Annotated in this window: 22 protein-coding genes; 8 read left to right on the forward strand and 14 right to left on the reverse strand. The window is 35.8% G+C overall.

Features of this window, described 5'->3' with window-relative positions:
- Positions 1 to 4 precede the first annotated feature (4 nt).
- From ACTWQM_RS15710 to ACTWQM_RS15730, 5 genes are read right to left on the reverse strand one after another with little or no spacing between them, the layout of a single operon-like run.
- Complete coding sequence (locus tag ACTWQM_RS15710) at positions 5 to 562, reverse strand: AAA family ATPase (protein WP_443259117.1); 558 nt, start codon at positions 560 to 562, stop codon at positions 5 to 7.
- Positions 563 to 581: 19 nt separating this feature from the next.
- On the reverse strand, positions 582 to 1,079 hold the full coding sequence (locus tag ACTWQM_RS15715; RefSeq protein ID WP_443259118.1) for a GNAT family N-acetyltransferase: 498 nt from the start codon (positions 1,077 to 1,079) through the stop codon (positions 582 to 584).
- Between the two features lie 23 nt (positions 1,080 to 1,102).
- On the reverse strand, positions 1,103 to 1,510 hold the full coding sequence (locus ACTWQM_RS15720) for an HIT family protein (protein ID WP_443259119.1): 408 nt from the start codon (positions 1,508 to 1,510) through the stop codon (positions 1,103 to 1,105).
- A 35-nt stretch (positions 1,511 to 1,545) separates the two neighbouring features.
- Positions 1,546 to 1,893, reverse strand: a complete 348-nt coding sequence (locus ACTWQM_RS15725) for a VOC family protein (RefSeq protein ID WP_443259120.1) — start codon at positions 1,891 to 1,893, stop codon at positions 1,546 to 1,548.
- 13 nt (positions 1,894 to 1,906) lie between these two features.
- Positions 1,907 to 2,365 carry a helix-hairpin-helix domain-containing protein gene (locus ACTWQM_RS15730; RefSeq protein WP_443259121.1) on the reverse strand — a complete coding sequence of 153 codons (459 nt, stop codon included), beginning with the start codon at positions 2,363 to 2,365 and terminating at the stop codon, positions 1,907 to 1,909.
- A gap of 794 nt (positions 2,366 to 3,159) precedes the next feature.
- On the opposite strand from ACTWQM_RS15730, the gene ACTWQM_RS15735 reads away from it, so the two are divergent.
- From ACTWQM_RS15735 to ppsA, 6 genes are all read left to right on the forward strand, one after another.
- Positions 3,160 to 3,741, forward strand: coding sequence for a hypothetical protein (locus tag ACTWQM_RS15735; RefSeq protein ID WP_443259122.1), 582 nt, complete (start codon positions 3,160 to 3,162; stop codon positions 3,739 to 3,741).
- A gap of 107 nt (positions 3,742 to 3,848) precedes the next feature.
- The gene (locus tag ACTWQM_RS15740) at positions 3,849 to 4,037 is read left to right on the forward strand and encodes a hypothetical protein (RefSeq protein ID WP_443259123.1); all 189 of its coding nucleotides are present in this window, start codon (positions 3,849 to 3,851) and stop codon (positions 4,035 to 4,037) included.
- Positions 4,038 to 4,152: 115 nt separating this feature from the next.
- Positions 4,153 to 4,428: a DUF4306 domain-containing protein gene (locus ACTWQM_RS15745; protein WP_443259124.1), complete on the forward strand. Its 276-nt coding sequence runs from the start codon at positions 4,153 to 4,155 to the stop codon at positions 4,426 to 4,428.
- 65 nt (positions 4,429 to 4,493) lie between these two features.
- Positions 4,494 to 4,985 (forward strand): hypothetical protein, encoded by a 492-nt coding sequence (locus tag ACTWQM_RS15750; protein ID WP_443259125.1) that lies wholly within the window; start codon positions 4,494 to 4,496, stop codon positions 4,983 to 4,985.
- A gap of 160 nt (positions 4,986 to 5,145) precedes the next feature.
- A complete protein-coding gene (locus ACTWQM_RS15755) occupies positions 5,146 to 5,388 on the forward strand; it encodes a TIGR04104 family putative zinc finger protein (RefSeq protein WP_443259253.1) in 243 nt (80 codons plus the stop codon).
- 516 nt (positions 5,389 to 5,904) lie between these two features.
- Positions 5,905 to 8,523 (forward strand): phosphoenolpyruvate synthase, encoded by a 2,619-nt coding sequence (ppsA, locus tag ACTWQM_RS15760; protein ID WP_443259126.1) that lies wholly within the window; start codon positions 5,905 to 5,907, stop codon positions 8,521 to 8,523.
- A 309-nt stretch (positions 8,524 to 8,832) separates the two neighbouring features.
- Here the strand turns inward: ppsA and ACTWQM_RS15765 are convergent, their stop codons facing one another.
- From ACTWQM_RS15765 to ACTWQM_RS15795, 7 genes are all read right to left on the reverse strand, one after another.
- The gene (locus ACTWQM_RS15765) at positions 8,833 to 9,867 is read right to left on the reverse strand and encodes a serine hydrolase domain-containing protein (RefSeq protein ID WP_443259127.1); all 1,035 of its coding nucleotides are present in this window, start codon (positions 9,865 to 9,867) and stop codon (positions 8,833 to 8,835) included.
- A gap of 205 nt (positions 9,868 to 10,072) precedes the next feature.
- Positions 10,073 to 10,474: a hypothetical protein gene (locus ACTWQM_RS15770; RefSeq protein WP_443259128.1), complete on the reverse strand. Its 402-nt coding sequence runs from the start codon at positions 10,472 to 10,474 to the stop codon at positions 10,073 to 10,075.
- Positions 10,475 to 10,509: 35 nt separating this feature from the next.
- On the reverse strand, positions 10,510 to 11,106 hold the full coding sequence (locus tag ACTWQM_RS15775) for a DUF5044 domain-containing protein (RefSeq protein WP_443259129.1): 597 nt from the start codon (positions 11,104 to 11,106) through the stop codon (positions 10,510 to 10,512).
- A 1-nt stretch (position 11,107) separates the two neighbouring features.
- Positions 11,108 to 11,575, reverse strand: coding sequence for a DUF5643 domain-containing protein (locus ACTWQM_RS15780; protein ID WP_443259130.1), 468 nt, complete (start codon positions 11,573 to 11,575; stop codon positions 11,108 to 11,110).
- A gap of 53 nt (positions 11,576 to 11,628) precedes the next feature.
- On the reverse strand, positions 11,629 to 12,126 hold the full coding sequence (locus tag ACTWQM_RS15785; protein WP_443259132.1) for a metallophosphoesterase family protein: 498 nt from the start codon (positions 12,124 to 12,126) through the stop codon (positions 11,629 to 11,631).
- Between the two features lie 23 nt (positions 12,127 to 12,149).
- Entirely contained in the window at positions 12,150 to 13,556 is a 1,407-nt protein-coding gene (locus ACTWQM_RS15790) for a hypothetical protein (protein ID WP_443259133.1), read from the reverse strand.
- A gap of 350 nt (positions 13,557 to 13,906) precedes the next feature.
- Positions 13,907 to 15,352 (reverse strand): DEAD/DEAH box helicase, encoded by a 1,446-nt coding sequence (locus tag ACTWQM_RS15795; RefSeq protein WP_443259134.1) that lies wholly within the window; start codon positions 15,350 to 15,352, stop codon positions 13,907 to 13,909.
- 163 nt (positions 15,353 to 15,515) lie between these two features.
- On the opposite strand from ACTWQM_RS15795, the gene ACTWQM_RS15800 reads away from it, so the two are divergent.
- Positions 15,516 to 15,953 carry a S1 domain-containing RNA-binding protein gene (locus ACTWQM_RS15800; RefSeq protein ID WP_443259135.1) on the forward strand — a complete coding sequence of 146 codons (438 nt, stop codon included), beginning with the start codon at positions 15,516 to 15,518 and terminating at the stop codon, positions 15,951 to 15,953.
- Positions 15,954 to 16,027: 74 nt separating this feature from the next.
- On the opposite strand, the gene ACTWQM_RS15805 is transcribed toward ACTWQM_RS15800, so the two are convergent.
- Together ACTWQM_RS15805 and ACTWQM_RS15810 are read right to left on the reverse strand one after the other, a co-directional pair.
- Positions 16,028 to 16,840 (reverse strand): LCP family protein, encoded by an 813-nt coding sequence (locus ACTWQM_RS15805; RefSeq protein WP_443259136.1) that lies wholly within the window; start codon positions 16,838 to 16,840, stop codon positions 16,028 to 16,030.
- Positions 16,830 to 17,357, reverse strand: a complete 528-nt coding sequence (locus ACTWQM_RS15810) for a sigma-70 family RNA polymerase sigma factor (RefSeq protein WP_443259137.1) — start codon at positions 17,355 to 17,357, stop codon at positions 16,830 to 16,832. Before ACTWQM_RS15810 ends, ACTWQM_RS15805 begins: the two co-directional genes overlap by 11 nt.
- A gap of 140 nt (positions 17,358 to 17,497) precedes the next feature.
- Here ACTWQM_RS15810 and ACTWQM_RS15815 point away from each other — a divergent pair, with 140 nt between their 5' ends.
- A complete protein-coding gene (locus ACTWQM_RS15815) occupies positions 17,498 to 17,659 on the forward strand; it encodes a hypothetical protein (RefSeq protein WP_443259138.1) in 162 nt (53 codons plus the stop codon).
- Positions 17,660 to 17,685: the final 26 nt, after the last annotated feature.

Consider the following 17,685-nt stretch of genomic DNA (forward strand, 5'->3'; position numbering starts at 1 on the left):
AATCCTATAATTGAAACGATTTTTTTATCATTTGAGCTACCTCTTCAGCACTCAAATTTGTGTTATTTATTTTTATATAATTCTCCTTCTCGACTTCTCCTTCGTGTGAATTTAATCGAAGCGTGTCCAAAGTGCTCAATAAATTTTGTTCTGATTGTTCGACGTTTCTCTTCGTAGGTTTTTGTTCAAGCCTGTGTGGTGTTTTATTTCGCTTAAGCCTTTCTTCTACATCTGCTTCTAATTCAACGAAATAATTTTCGCCACCTTCAGAACTAAAGATATTAGCCATTTTATCAACAGCATCCCAATCTTCCTTTTCATTAAAAGCCCATACAAATGTAAAAATCATGCCGTACTTATCACTTTCCGAAAATGACTTGAATATTTCTTCTCGGAATAAATTTGATAGTCTCCACATTTCAGGTGTAAATCCGTAAAATGGTTCAAGTAGATCAATCGTCATATGATTATGAAATAGCTTTAAATCCGTAATTTTTGCCAGTTCTTGTCCAACAGTCATTTTACCAACTGCTTGCGCCCCAAAGATTAGAACAAATTTCATAAGGTTACTCACTCTCTTTCTATTTTATTGCCCAGTAAATTTCTTTACCTTCTGTTCTGATTTGTTCAAATCCTGTCTTTTCCAGAACGCGGATGGAGGGAATGTTGCTTTCTGAGCAACTGGCTGTAATTTTGTTAACTTTCTGTTGTTGTAACCCCCAGTTAACCATAGCAATTGTCATCTCTGTCGCATATCCTTTACCTTGATAACTAGGAACAATGCTATATCCTAAGTCCATCTCTCCTTCTTCATTTGGCCCACCTTTAAATCCCATGTCGCCCATAATCGTATTATCTTTCTTATGAATGATAATACCTTCCCATTCATTTTCTTCAGGGCATCGTGTAAACCGATCTATTTTATATGCAAGCAATTGTTTATAATCCTCCATAGGATATTCATCAGCCGCTTTATAGTCTGTTATTTCTTCCAATTGATGTTGACCAATTAAAGTGGCCCTCATCATCTCAACTGTAAATGTTACTAGGGTTAGTCTGTCAGTATTTATGTGCGGCAATTGTTCACATTCCTTTTCTATTGTTATTCTTTAATTTTCCTCTTATTTTCAGGCTGCTTTAACCAGTAACGGACACCTTTTCCAGCATGTGGTTCATTATTATACCTTGGTATCACGTGAAAATGACTATGAAATATAAACTGACCTGATACTTCGCCGACATTCCATCCGAGGGTGTATCCATCAGGAGAATATTCTGATTCAAGATATTTCGTTGCAGCTTGTAAAAGTTCATATGTATCGTTCCACTCTGCTTTTGTTAATTCTAATGCATTTGCATGGTGCTTTTTTGGGACAATGAGACCGCATCCTTCCAGTACATTTTGTTCCTTATTGTGCTGTAGAAAATAGCATGTATCATTTTCAAATACTATACTCTGTTCAGCATCATCTATTGGATTGCAAAACGGACAATTTCCATCGTAATCCATAGCTACCTCCCTAATTATAAATAGTTGAATAACTATCAGTCTTGAACAAAACCCAATTCGTTACCATCTAAGTCAGTAATGGTGAATTTTCGGGTACCATAAGGTGTTGAAAACAATTCTTCAATGACATTAACGTTATCTTTTAGTTCTATCCATAGTGCTTCAACATCGTCTGTATAAAAATTGAGTCTGCCAAGAGATGGGTAGTCTTCATGTTCCATTATAGCGAAGGTTGCTCCATTTTCCGATTCAAAATGTGCGTAATTAGGTTTTTCAGGTGGCCATGTTGCAGCCACTTCGAACCCAAATGTAGACTTATACCAATCAATTGCTTTGTCTAAATCTTTAACATTGACTCTGACATGTGCCAGTTTTGTTTTCATATTTATCACTCCCCTATTCATACCACGCTTTTTTTGGTCTATCTTCTGGATATCCAACCTTTTTACGGTAATCCTTTCTTTCATTTGTAAAATCAAACCATTTCTTAGTACTGTTTGGATTATTCGCAAAGTACACAACACAACGCATTTGATCTTCGACACAAGGGTCCGTCCATACTCCTAACCGTTTTTCCAATTCATCAAATAGCTCAGCAACACTTTTATCTTTTAATTCTTTTAAGGCATAAAAATCTAAGCGGCGTACTAATTTCTTAGCTAATTCATGACCAATAGAAGGCACTTCCTGAAATTCAGCTAACGCCTTAACAGTTTGTGCTCTCTCATCTGAGATACCTAAATTCTGCGATAATTCTTGTTTACTAATCGTATGTACTTCACTTATCTTTATTTTTGCCCTTCTAAGTTGGGCTTTTTCAGATTGCGAAAGTTCCAATTTTGGGTTAGAGCTCAATTACTTTTCTCCTTTCTAAAAGATTCATCAAATTAGATTTCGACAAAATAATGGAATAACCTTCCTTCTTGATTAAAATTTCCTGGAAGTTATTTAATAAACTTGGCATTCATTGAGCATTTATGGCGGTAGAAAAATTTTTACTTCTTATCTGCTAAAAAAAGACTTCTGCCGATAGTTAACGGGTTTAGTAGCAGGAGAGAAAACAATAAATAACACACTAAAAAGGAGTACAAATCGCATAGCGTTTCGTACTCCTTTTTAGTGATATGGTAACGTTTATCTGTTTTTAACAATGTTAAAATATAGATAGAAAAACAGAATGAGCTTATTCAACTTACGGAGCAGTTTAGTGTATAGGATTCTTCTTGCACGAACAATTTTGGAGGGGATATTTATTAAAGTTTTTTCTTATTTAATAACCGTCTTAGGTGGTATTTCTACTCTATTCGGCTTATTTTCTGTAATTTTTTTACCCTTATAAGTTCAGTCAAACAACCGATTATTTAACATTTATATTTTTTTAAACTGAAAATAGATGGTTTTGGCAAATTGGGGTTATTGTATTAGTTGTAGGAATGATTTTAAAAACAAAAGAAAAAAACGTAATAAGTGAATGTTTTAAAGTAACTGGTGCAAATATTGAATAAGCAGACTGACGTTAAGGTCGGTCTATTCTTTTGTTTTTTTGTTCAGAAATTTTTGAATGCTAATTGGAATATTATGTTAAAATATATACATAGAAATTTAACTAACGAGAGCAGAATTGTTTAATAAGAGGTTGGAGGATTTATGTGACTAATAAAATGAAAAAAATCATTATAAGTTTAGTTGGGTTATTTGTATTTTTTATTCTGATAATGACCTGGTTTTATCCCTATTCTATTTTCAGTATTCATAAAAGTTATTCTTTCACACCTGACCCAGTTGTTGTCGAAGGATATGTTAAAGATTTAAATGAATTTAAAAGTTCATATGAAAAAGATTTAGAGGAATTGAGAACGAATAGCACAATAGATTTAACAACTGACCAGACACAACATTTGCTTCCGTTGTTTGAACAAGATTGGTTACTCAGTAAGGAACCTGTGAAGTTGAGTATGGGTGATTTAGGTAACATTTTATTCCAAGTGAAAAACGCTAGAAAAACTTTACTGGAACTTGTTGCTAAAGAGGATTATAAAAAAGAACAAAGGCGATATTTAGTCGATAGTATAGAAAGTTTACTATCATTAGAAGGAAAAATTGTTGATATAAAAACAGGTAAAGCAGAATCAAGAAAAACACTAAAAATTCAATTTGGTAATCTTCACGTGAGTTTTTTAAACAACTTTATGATGTTTGAAATTTTTTATGAAAGGTCACGAAACGAGTAGTTGTCTTATCAAAGTAACGGGTAAAAGAGTTTAATAAGGTATTAATGAGTTTTTATCTATTCTTATAGAGCTAGCGAAGCAGTTTGGTTGAATAGGAGGATGTTTAAATGTGGTTAAATATTATTGGTTCAATTATCATCCTTGTCATTGTTGTCTTAACTATTAGAGGAATTATAAGAGACAAAAATAGTAGTAAATTAAAACACACTATCCAAAATAATAAAGAAAAAAGGAATTCTGAAATTAAAAAAGAAACTGAAGAGGTAAAAAGAAAACAACGTCCACCCGAGATGTGAAGTAAAGTAAGTTAACGGGTACTTTAACGCAATAAGACACAAGAACTCTTATTCAACTATATGGCAGGATAGTTTAGTAGGCTTTTGATATGAAAATCAATTAGGGGTTGGGAATTTGAGAAAACCAATTTATTTTATATTACTGATATTCGGGATTATCTTGTTTTCAGTTTCATACGTAGCATCAGGAATCGTTGGAAGTTATATCATTAAAGAGGAGAATATGGAAGAACATCTTATATTCACAGATACACCAGCAAGCAATTCTGATGTATCCGATATTGACAAGTTTCTATATTCTTTTGAAGTATCAATTTATCCTTATGTGGCAATTTTTTCATTAGTATTTATTATTATAATTACTTTGGTGTTTTTAAAAAGGAAAAGATGAACTAAAGGGGATATAGTTGAAGAAGACGTTATTGAGGGAAATTCTTTTTAGGGGGGAATTATTTTTTGAAGAGAAAATCTATGCTATTTATGTTTTTAGGCTTGTTATTTTTTGTTGTCGGATGCACTTCAGATGAAACCGTTGAAAACAAATCCGTCCTGCCTGAAGATATCCCTAATTTCGTTCAGGTAAGTGATTTTGAGACGATTGATTGGGAAAGAAAAGCAGTGGTATTTGATGAAAGAGGTATTATTGGAAACGAAAACAAGGCGGGTGTTATTGGTCTTGATAGGCCAAGCTTAAACGGTCAGAAATGGATGTGGCATTTATGGGGAGTAAAAAATGTTGATTTAACTGTCGTCGGATATCATAAAGAAACAGAGACTGTTCATCAAATTCTAAAAAGCGGTTGGACAAAAAGTGTTGCGGGACCGAATAACGGAGCAGATTCCCATATGCCTTCAAATGTAAAAGTGCCGAAGAAAGGAGAATGGGCAATGTTGCTTTATACTGACGGGAAATTATTTGATATTTTGATTTATGAAATAAACGAATAAAAAGAGTTTACTATTAACTGCTTGTTTCGCTAACGGGGGCTTTACGTCAATAAGGAAGGCATGTCTTGGTTCAACTATTGCGGCAGGATTATTTATCAAGAGGAGGTCTAATATACCTATTTGCCAAAATTGCGGTACAAAATGGACTTGGAAACAAACGATTAAAACATTATTTAGATTAAAATGCCCATACTGCGAAAAAAAGCAATATGAGTCTGCGTCATCCAGAATGAAAAACGGGACATTAACTCTCTTACCGTTAGTAGTGATATTACCAATTAACGCTCTATTCGATCTTCCAGTAGGTACAGCACTTATTAACGGGATTGTTATTGTGTTAATAATATTTGGTATTTATCCTTTCCTTTTAAAATTGTCCAGCGAAGAAGAACCTTATTGGTAACATAAAAGTAATGAATATGAAGCTAACGGTTACGTTAGTTGAATAAGAAAATTAAATATTACGTTATAAAACACTCAGATTATTTTCTGAGTGTTTTAGTTTGCTATTTATGCTGTTAAATACGGTTCGAATTGTATGCTAATTTATATGTTATTTCTATTGTTATTAGCATTTTCCTCTCCCAAAACTGAACCCATTAGCCGATAGTAGTGTTTCAGCAGAAGGTAAATAATCGTATACGTTTCGCAACACTAAAAATGACCATCAAGTGTGCATTGATGATCATTTTTATAATTGTAGTTTGATTTGTAATCAGTTTGTGTGGGGTAAAAGGATATGAGCTACTTTCGAAGGGAGTAACTAGGGTATCAGGGTACTGTATGGTAAGATTTAAAATTGAACTCTAACTCTTTCTAAATCAATTATAGCATATAAAAAAAGGTAATTATAGACTGTTTATTCTCATTTGCTACTGCTAAAATACAATAGAACTTATAATGTTAGGAGAGATGTGGAATGAGTTCTTTGGTTCTTAGTTTTCAGGAAATAGAAAAAACACATTTATTACTCGTTGGCGGAAAAGGGTTAAAATTAGGGGAATTGTCAAAAATTCCAGGCATACAAGTGCCGGAAGGATTTTGTGTTACAACAGTGGGATATCAGAAAGCCCTTGAACATAACGAAACGTTTCAATCATTGTTGGGTCAACTAACAATGCTAAATGTAGGGGACCGAGATCAAATTTGTGAAATCAGCATGAAGATTCGGAAAACCATCATGGATGTAGATATTCCTTCCGATGTTACAGACGCCGTTGCTCACTATCTCTCTCAGTTCGGCGATGAACATGCTTATGCAGTACGTTCCAGTGCAACTGCTGAAGATTTACCACATGCCTCTTTTGCCGGTCAACAAGACACTTATCTAAATATCACCGGAAGAAAATCCATCTTGCAGCATATCCGCAAATGTTGGGCTTCCCTATTTACGGATCGTGCCATGATTTACCGTATGCAAAACGGATTTGACCATCGCCAAGTGTATTTATCCGTTATCATTCAAAGGATGGCTTTCCCACAGGCATCAGGAATTTTATTTACCGCAGATCCGATCACTTCTAATCGAAAGCTACTGTCAATTGATGCCAGCTTTGGACTAGGAGAAGCGCTAGTCTCTGGTCTGGTCTCTGCCGATTGTTATAAGGTACAAGATGATAAAATCGTCGATAAGATGATAGTAGCCAAAAAGTTAGCTATCTATGGGCGAAAAGAAGGCGGAACAAAAACACAGCAAATTGAGCCTGATCAACAAAAGACTCAAACACTCACTAACCAGCAAATTCTACAACTAGCACGCATCGGAAGACAAATTGAAGCTTACTTTGGTAGTCCACAGGATATCGAATGGTGTTTAGTTGATGATACATTTTATATCGTCCAAAGTCGTCCAATCACGACTTTATTCCCCATCCCTGAGTCAGGCGAGACCCAAGAAAATCACGTTTATATATCTGTTGGTCATCAACAAATGATGACTGACCCCATGAAACCACTGGGATTGTCTTTTTTCCTGTTAACGACTCCTGCACCTATGCATAAAGCTGGTGGAAGGTTGTTTGTTGATGTTACACATATGCTGGCTTCACCTGACAACGGAGGAAATTTATTGGCTACCCTGGGACAATCCGATCCGCTCTTAAAAGACGCACTAATGAACGTAATAAAGCGAGGAGATTTTATAAAATCGGCATCAGATGATAAAAAAGAACAGAGTCCCATTAAAAGCAATAAAAGTAAGTCGTCAGCAGATATCCAAGCACAAATAGAAAACGATCCGACAATCGGCTCTGATTTGATTAAGCGTAGTCAAACATCAATAGAAGCGTTAAAACAAAACATCTATACGAAATCAGGACCGGTTTTATTTGATTTTATTCAAGAAGATATCCAAGAACTTAAAAAGATTTTATTTGACCCACAGAGTTCACGTGTGATTAATACTGCTATGGATGCTTCATTATGGATCAATGAAAATATGAACAAGTGGTTAGGTGAAAAAAACGCAGCCGACACGCTTTCACAGTCTGTGCCAAACAACATTACTTCAGAAATGGGGATGGCGTTATTGGACGTTGCCGATGTGATTCGTCCTTATCCTGAAGTAATAAATTATTTACAGCATGCAAAAGAGGATAGCTTTTTGGATAAACTGGTTAAATTTGATGGTGGACAGGAAACCCGGAGTGCAATAATAGCTTATCTTAACAAATACGGCATGAGATGTGTCGGAGAAATAGATATTACGAAAACCCGTTGGAGCGAAAAACCAATTGCACTTGTTCCCTTGATTCTCAGTAACATAAAAAACTTTGAGCCTAATGCCAGCAATCGTAAATTTGAGCAAGGACGACAGGAAGCTTTGCAAAAAGAACAAGATTTATTGGGGCGATTGAAGAAATTACCGAGTGGTGAACAAAAAGCCAAAGAAACAAAACAAATGATTGACCTTATCCGTAATTACAGTGGGTTTAGGGAATATCCAAAGTACGGCATGATCACCCGCTACTTCGTTTATAAGCAGGCCATACTAAAAGAAGTCGAACAACTCGTTCAAGCCAACATTATTCATGATAAAGAAGATATATACTATCTCACTTTTGAAGAACTTCGCGAAGTTGTACGCACCAATAAACTAGATTACCCTATCATCAGTGAACGAAAAGAAGCGTATAAATCATATGAAAAACTAACTCCCCCACGTGTTATCACGTCTGATGGTGAAATAATTGCAGGTAATTACAAACGAGAAAATCGCCCACCCGGGGCAATTGCAGGTCTGCCGGTTTCTTCCGGAGTTGTAGAAGGAAGAGCACGCGTCATCTTAAAAATGGAAGATGCAAATCTGGAAGATGGAGATATCTTAATCACAACCTTTACTGATCCAAGCTGGACACCACTGTTTGTATCCATAAAAGGCCTCGTCACTGAAGTAGGTGGACTGATGACCCATGGAGCAGTTATCGCACGTGAATATGGCTTGCCAGCAATTGTTGGAGCGGAAAATGCTACTAAACTGATAAAAGATGGGCAACGGATTCGCGTACATGGAACAGAAGGGTATATCGAAATATTGTAATTGCTAAAATACCTTCTATTTATTAAGATGCAATATTTTTAGTGTTATAAGAATCAAAGATACAACAACTGAGGAATTCCAAGCGGTATGAGGATTCAGCAGGCTAAGCAATGTGAATCCTCCTTCCGTTAAATAGAGTAAAAGCTGTTATATGAAGGATGAATCGGATCCTCGTTCCGCTAAAGGTACAAATTCAATGGAATATGTGGCTTAAAATGAGAAATAGCGCAACGGGGATCCGCGTCCTAAACCCTTTAAGCTTTCTCTCCCAAAAATGGGCCCCTACTCACTCAGCAGAAGTTTCTGTGTTTACAAGGTATTAGTGCTTTGTAATGCTTCTTCAATTCCACTCATTATATCAAATGCTCCATCAGACTTATTAGAGCAAACAACAACCTTAATTGATGAGTCAGGATAATAGGCAGAATGAAAGCTCACACCAGGGTCATAGCCCATCACATGAAATTTAGGGACATTGTTTTCTGCTCGTTTTTTAATCCATGTTCCATAACCATAATAGCCATTTTCATTGACTTGTGTATGAGTTGATAAAAGCTTCTTCGTGTTCGATTCATTTAGTAGTTTATTATTCATAAGCGCTTCCCATAGATTAGTCATATCTTCTACAGTTACATATGCTCCACCATCAGAACCACCCTTTACAGGCAGGGAATAGATATTTGTTTTCCAGGTCCCATCAGGGTTATCGATATAGCCTAAGGCAGTGTTTGATGGCAGAGAATCAAAGGAAAAATATCCTGAGTTCTTCATGTTAGCTTTTCTGAAAATGTATTTCTGAACATATTCAGAGAATTCCAGTTTACTGGCCTGTTCCACTATTAATCCTAACAATATATAACCCGCATTATTATAATGAAATTTTTCTCCTGCTGGAAATTTCATTGACTCATTTTGAAATAATGGCAAAAAATCGCTTAATTTACGTATGTGATACATAGGATTTTTAACCCATAACTCCTCAAAATCCTCCATTACTTCCTCATCAAAATAATCCGGTATTCCCGAAGTATGGGTCAGCAAATGGTGGACTGTAACGTTATCATCGAAATACTTAAAATCTATTGCAAGACAATCGCTTAACTTAGAATCAAATGAAAGTTTACCTTCTTCAACTAGTTGGCAAATCGCAATTGCAGTAAAAAGCTTACATCCAGATGCTATACCAAAGCGAGTCATGGAATTATTCGCTAATTGATCAGAACGATTAGCAAACCCATAGCTTTCATCAACTAAAACCTTATCTTTGTTCTTAACATATACCGCTCCGGAAAAATCAACCTTACTTTGAATATCTGAAATTACTTTTGTTAAATTTATGTTCATTGCTATTCCTCCAAAATTACCTATAGTTAGAAAATAATTGTTATTACTAGTTAAAAGAATAGGAATCGCTTGAACATAATAAATAATATCAAACTGTATTCCTATTTATACGAATATTATCATTGCTGAACCCTCCAATTTTTTTATTGAATTAAAGCATGGCATAATTATCAATTCCCACATTTACCCTAAAACCTGATGTATATTACCCTTCAATCACACCTAAATATGGTATTTTTTCATCCTCAACCACTGCAATTAAAATTGGTCCATTTTCCTTTGCGGGGTTATATATTTTTGTTCCTACCGGCAGCTTTGATGCTGTGCCACTTTCAAATTCTTCTGGAGTTGTCGATTGCTTTATAATTTCAAAGTATTTATCACCTAAACTTAAGTCCAGTTCATTAACCCAGCTAACGTTTTCGGCGTTTTTGTATACAACATCAATTGTTGAAAAGATATCAGCATCTTTGTTAGCGGCTAATAACTGTTTAGCATCAGGATTCCCTATGTCATTTCCGTCTGTACTTTCATCCGAATTACTATTACATCCGACCATTAAAATTGGGATGCTTAGTAGTAATAAAGCTAGCAACAATCTCTTCATAAAATCCCTCTCTCAATAGAATCTCTCACAATCTATCAATTCAAATCCTTTTCATAAACAACATTACCACTCTGATCTAACCCTCTTAGCGAAAGCCTTCTATATTCATGCTCTTGCCCATTCCAATGAAATAAGAACATGCGATGATCCTCTAATTCATATGAAAACGTTCGAATTTGATCTTTACTAATTTTTTCTTTTCGGTCATACCCTTCAACAACGTCTAACTCAACCTCGGTTATTTCCGGATTTGTTACTATCCCATAAAATTTCATTAACATATAATCTTCTTTAATCGATGAGCCTGACCATGAATGCGTTATGTCCTGTTCCTGTTTAATCTCTCTGCCGCCGACTCCACTTCCAGGACGCCAAAAGATTCCAGTACGCCTCACGACCATGTTCGCTGAAAACCAATCTTTATATTTCCCGAGATAAATATGAACACTTCCAAGGTCGATATCCTCTACAATTTTGGATGGACCATAATAATAGGTTCGCTCAGACTGTTCATGTGCCTTTATGGGAGATAGATGATAGTAATTTAGATATGGAGATTCACTAACTATAACAAAAATTAAAAGAGCAGCGAGAATCCATTCGATGATTGCTGTTTTATTTATGCTCTTCATATTAAAGTTCCTCCTGGTTCAACGAAAACTCCGTTTGGATTGATTTATCGAACCATTGAAAATCAATTATAACCGTTTCAACATCATCTTTTAACGGTTTATAAGTATGTATTATAAATTCTCCCCATGATTGACTGGATGATGAACCACTTCTACCGTTATAAGTATTTCCGTTTTCGTCCTTTAAGTCAAGAGCTTCACTCGGAAAAGTCCATCCTATTTCCTCCGTATGTACTTCATATATTAATGTTGTTTCATCATCTGAAAGTACAAGATGTTTAAATCTAATCTTATCCTGACCTATTGTTACTTCTTTGTCCAGGTCAATCATTTTTGCTTCTCCACTATCTACCTGCTTTTGAATATCTTTTGGGATGTCACGATCAAACGTCGATACTGTTAGTATGATAATATCAGGAATAAGAATAATTAGTGCAATAACGATAATCAGACGCCGAATCCATTTCATCATTTGACCTCCTTTACTACCATAACTGTCCATAATACTAGCATAATCCTATACTAGCTTTTATCACTGAAAAAAATAATTTCCGACCGTACCTCCTGATCAATTTCAAGGATTCCAAATGAGTAATATGGGAGTGCCCGTTTATCCGTTGGTGACCCAGGATTAAATAATAACGTCTTCTTAAAGTACTTCAGCATTGGGATATGCGAGTGGCCATAGATGATGACATCCATAGCCTCGCCTTCAAAGGCTTCAATAGCCCGCTTTTCTGTTGTCTTTTTATCCCCGTGCCCGTGGATTATTCCAATTTTATGTCCGGCAACATCAACTATTTCCTTGAGAGCGAAGTTTTCTTTTATATCGTCACCATCGACGTTTCCATAAACACCTTTCACTTCCGCATACCTAGAGAGCATGCTGTAAACTTCCATCGACTTCCAATCACCAGCATGAATAATCAATTCAGCACTTTCTAATTCTTTAACAAGCCGGGCTGGAAGCTGTTTACCTTTTCCGGGCATATGCGTATCCGCTACTACAATTATTTTCATTTATGGATCTCCATTTCTAAAGCTTAAAGATTATATACAACAAATTGTATATAAAACTGCACCATTACATATAAAGCTATTGCATACTTAAGATTGAACTTTATTCCATTTTTATAGCCGCTTAATCCATTCGTGCCACTCAATATAATAACTGGCATAATTAACGGTGAAAGAAGTATCGAAATAGCACTTCCGGAAGTTATCGACAATACAACTAATTCCGGCGGATAAGGAAGTGAGATACTCTCCAATATCCCTGCAACTAAAACCATGACGGTCAATGGCCCAAGCGCCATGAAACCAAGAATTATAACGATAAACGGAAGAAAATATAACATATTAAAGAATGGTATAATTTCCTGCAAGCTATAGATCATTTCAATAAAGTTTGCCCCAAGACCGGTTTGATTTATCCCCAATATCATTACGCCAGCAGCCAGCATTATACTGAATTGATACCCTTGGCTAATAAGTCCCTCTCTATAATATTCAGCTGTTTGCCTGAACAGTTTTGCCGAGCTTTTTTTAATCGTAAAATAAATACTGGTCCACACGATAATAACAAGTGGAATAAGTACCATCAGCGGGATTGAAATAAGCTCATATAATATAAAAATTGAGCCGAATAATGTGATGAACAGAAAAGCGAATTCTAATGTATGACGGATTTGCTGTTTCCTATTAGAAGAATGGCTAACTACCTTATCGATTTCTGTTTTTATTTCAGATGTTAAATCTACACCATAACGTTTCTCATCGAAATATGAAAAAATCACAGCCACCGCAATGGCGCAAACCGTCACCACGAACCCTTGCAAAATAGTTACCCATAACGAAGCATTCAACGCCTCGACAGCAAACGTAAAACTTGGGATGCTGATAATCCATAACGTTGACAGTGCAAAAGCACGCAATAGTGCTGTCCCTTTAAAGTTTTCCCATGCTTCGCCCTGCTGATTTTTCAGAATATCATCAACAAATCGATACATAAGCGGGATTGCCCCAAATAACAAAAAGTATGAAATAATATGAGTAAAGAAGATCATTCCAAAGTAAAATTTACGACTAGTATCAAGCATTCTGTGTGCCAAACCAATGATTTCTTCAATGTAAGGTTCTTCCCGTAATACCCAGCCAATCATTGGCACAACGATTAACAGTCCAATAATACTGCTCATTTGAAGCAGACCATCCTGTAAATTTTCAAAAAGCGAATCACCGGCAAGCGTAATGGTGATTAAGCCTGTCAGAAAAAGAACGAGTGGTAATTTAAATTGTTTTACTGTTAAATTTATCCCTGCAAACAACAGTATCAGGAGTCCGCTTAGTGCCTGCAAGTCAGCCAATAATTCATTATTCACAAAAAACGTGACAAAGTGTAATAATCCATACAAAAAAATTGATAACCTTAGTATTCTCGACAAATACATGTTAATTAACTCCTTAAATTACTCCTGATATTAATAATGACAGACAACAAAATGTTTGTATAGATTAGCTGTTTAATAATAGCTTTTTTTAAAGATTGTTGTTGTTTAAAAAACCTGGCACTCATCAAGCTTGTGGCTATTGTCATTGTTACACTTCTACAGGGGATGAAAGTCATTTTAACTTCATAACTGCTTGAAAAGATATACTGCGAAACAACTTTACTGGGTTCTCATGACTCCGATTAAGACGCTTTTCATGCTACTTTGAGCATTTTATCCTGAGAACCGGCGTAATAAAAAAAGTAATTACCCTCATTTAATGATAAGTAATTACCTCTTTGTTTAGCACTTTATTTGATTGCCTTGCTAACTTTTAACTTCTTCCCTTTAATGGTTGTATCCTCCATGGCTTGCAGAACAACTGAACCTTTGCCATTTAGAATATCAACATATGATAAGCTATCCTTAATCGTTATAATTCCGATGTCGTCTGCTGATACGCCAGGAATCTTTGCGATTGTCCCAACAAAGTCCACCGCCCGGATCTTCTTCTTTTTTCCACCATTAAAGTGAAGCTTCATAATATCTTTATTAATTCGTTCCGTTTTATTATTTTTAACAATCCGGCGGCCGCTAAGTTTTTCCTCAAAAGCCTCTCGATTGTTTGCTACTTCCTGACGGCTTGGTGCTTCGATTACAGGTAGTTCAAATCCAATGTATTTTTCAATCGCATTCAGATATTTTCCTTCAACTGGTGTCATAAAGGTAGTCGCTTTACCTTTATTACCGACACGTCCCGTTCTTCCTGTTCGATGGACGTAGCTCTCTTTTTCCATTGGGACATCATAGTTGATCACAAGTGTTACATTGTCAATATCGATTCCCCTAGCAGCTACATCAGTCGCTACAAGATAACGGAAATTCCCCGTTTTGAAACCTTCCATAACTGCAAATCGATCATCTTGTTCTAACCCGCCATGAAGCCTTTCACACGGATAATTAGATTGATCTAATTCAGTGAAAACAGTATCAACATGTTCTTTCGTCCTGCAAAAAATGATGCAGCTATCTGGGTTCTCAACAACCGTTACATCTTTCAATAGTGAGAGCTTTTCTTCATTTTTTACTTCGATTAGTCCATGTTGAATAGTACTTGTTGTTATACCGGCATCTTTAATATCGATATGAAATGGGTTTTTCATATATTTATGGCAAAGATTCTCAACGTCTTTAGGCAATGTTGCCGAAAATACCATCGTTACTCTATTTACAGGAAGTTCTTTGATGATTGCTTCTACTTCGCTAATGAAACCCATATTAAGCATTTCATCTGCTTCATCGATTATGAGGTATTTTATTTGATCTAAAGCAAGTGTCCCTCTTTCAATATGATCCATTACTCGACCAGGTGTACCGACAACTACGTGCGTTTTTTGTTTTAATTCCTCTTTTTGTTTGGCAAAAGGTTCTTTTCCATAAACAGCTGCAGCCTTTATCCGTTTAAATCTTCCTATGTTCGTTACATCTTCACGAACCTGTACAGCAAGCTCCCTGGTTGGTGTAAGAATGATGGCTTGTGGATTTTTCTCTTCCCATTCCATCATTTCGCAAATAGGGATACCAAAGGATGCCGTTTTACCAGTGCCTGTTTGTGATTTCACGACTAGATCTTCATTTTCCAATGCTCTTGGTATTACTTCACGCTGGACTTCTGTAGGATTTTCATATTTAAGAACACCAAGTGCTCGTGTGATTGTGTCACTTAAATTATAATCCTCAAAATTTCTTTTACTCATGTACTAACCCTCGTTTTTTCGTATTATCTGACTTATATATAGGATTCTCTCAGGAGAGTTATCATATTCAAAATCTGACTAGGTTCATTATACACGCTAATTGCTATTATTTCTTTAATTTGTTATAATAAGTTGGCTTTAATAATATTTAGGGGGAACTTTTTTGTCAATTGAAGTAGGCAGCAAGGTACAAGGTAAAGTAACAGGCATCACCAATTTCGGAGCATTTGTAGAAATTCCTGGAGGCACAACAGGCCTCGTTCATATTAGTGAGGTAGCGGACAGCTATGTAAAAGATGTTCATGACCATCTCACTGTAGGTGACCAAATTGAAGTGAAAGTGATTAGTGAGAAGGAAGGAAAAACTGCCTTGTCCATCAAAAAAGCAATCGATAAACCTGAAGGACAAACCTCATCCTATTCTAAACGCTCATCACGCCAGGGAAGCAACAGAAATTCCGGTTCAAAAGGAAATTTCAAATCAAAAGATAATTTTGAGGATAAAATGGCTCGTTTCTTGAAGAGCAGTGAAGAAAATTTATATACACTAAAACGCAGTACCGAGTCCAAACGTGGTGGCAGAGGCGGAAGACGCGGGTAATCTGCTATATATTTATAGATAAGGTAAGTCTGTTTTAACAGGCTTGCCTTTTTTGTTGTACTAAATGACCTTAGCTAGTCTAGATGTTCTTGCAACACGTTAGATGTTTCGGCTAACATGTTTTCTTCAATCTCCACATAATAAATTTCATCAATCATTTTTGCGTTTATACCTTCTCTGATATCAATAGTCTCAACCGAAATGGATTCACTATCGAGTGTGTTGAATTGATCTTTGGTCATGTTCGTTTCGCTTTGTTTCACAAGTTTCTTCATATTGGAAATTGATAAATTGTTCTTTATTTCTTCCACGAAATTATTCCTCTTGGTGTCATTTTTAGTGAGACTTAATGATTTAGCAAGCCTTTCTGCTGGAATAGTCGCATAATAGTCAATAGGAATATCAAATAACTGGGAAACTGTTTCCATCACTGTTTTTGGTCCTGCGCCATAAGCCCCCGCATGTATCAATTTATCCTTTATTGTTTCGCCTTGCCCATCTGGTATCGAGACATACGTATCACGAGGGACAGGTACAACCTTCATAGTCTTATCCTCGCTATTGTAAGCAAGCAGTATGTTTAAAGTAGTTCTATTTCTTTGTTCTTCTCCCATCAGTAAAACAGAAAAAGAGTTATTATCATGGGATGCTAGTTGATTATCATCATTAGAATAGATAACCGGTAATAGAATACCTATGGATAAAATAATAACTAGAAAAGTTGCCGTTACGGGGCCAATCGATTGTAGAAGGCCTTTGAAATTACTTTTCCTATTACGTTTCTTTTTGATTTTGGTTATAGTTAGCTCCCGATCATATTCTGTAAAGTTCAATTCTTCATCATCCAAGTAGGAAAACAGCTCTTTATCGAACTTCTTATTCTTCATAAATACCTGCCTCCTTCATCATAATTTTAAGCTTTTGCTTTCCTCTTCTTAGTCTTGTCTTTACAGTACTTATGTTAAGGCCTGTAATTTCCACTATTTCGTCCATTTTTAGGGACTTATAGTAATAAAGAAAAATGACTGTACGATAACTTTTGGGAAGAGAAAAAATAAGTTGTCTGATTTGCTGATTTTCAGATTCCTTGATGACTTTATCCTCAGTTGACGGCAATATTGATTTTGCAGCTTCCTGCACAAAGCTTTTTGCTTGAACCTTTCGATAATGCCAACTCCTTAAATAATCCTTCGATTCATTAATGGTAATACGGTATAACCATGTTTTTACCGATGATTCATTACGAAAATTATCTAGATTTTTATAACACTTGATGAAGCTGTTCTGTACAACATCCTTAGCTGTTTCCTTGTCCTTTACATAGTTGAACGCCAGTCTTACCAGGTCATTTCCATACTCAACCATCATTTCCTCTAGTATGATTTCTTTTCTGCTCTCTTCCATGATTCCCCGTTTCTCCAATCTGCCTCTTTATTTCAAACATTTGACGGATGCCAATTTAAAATAGTTTCAGGATGGTGTTTAATGTTATAACTTTCGTACATATTAAGGATAAAGGAAAAACTGATTGGAGGGTATAGACAATGGATAAGGAATACCGTGAATATAGAACTGGTCAAGGTGTACCAGAAAAGGGAGAATATATTTGTCAATCCGGGGAAAAAGCAAAACTAAATGAAGACGAGAATTTCCCGGCATGTCCTGTCAGTGGTAATGAAACAACCTGGAAGCATGATAATCAGTAACATCCGGGTAGCAAGCAGCTACTCGG

This window comes from Virgibacillus sp. L01 (assembly GCF_052246775.1).
Taxonomy (GTDB): Bacteria; Bacillota; Bacilli; order Bacillales; family Amphibacillaceae; genus Lentibacillus.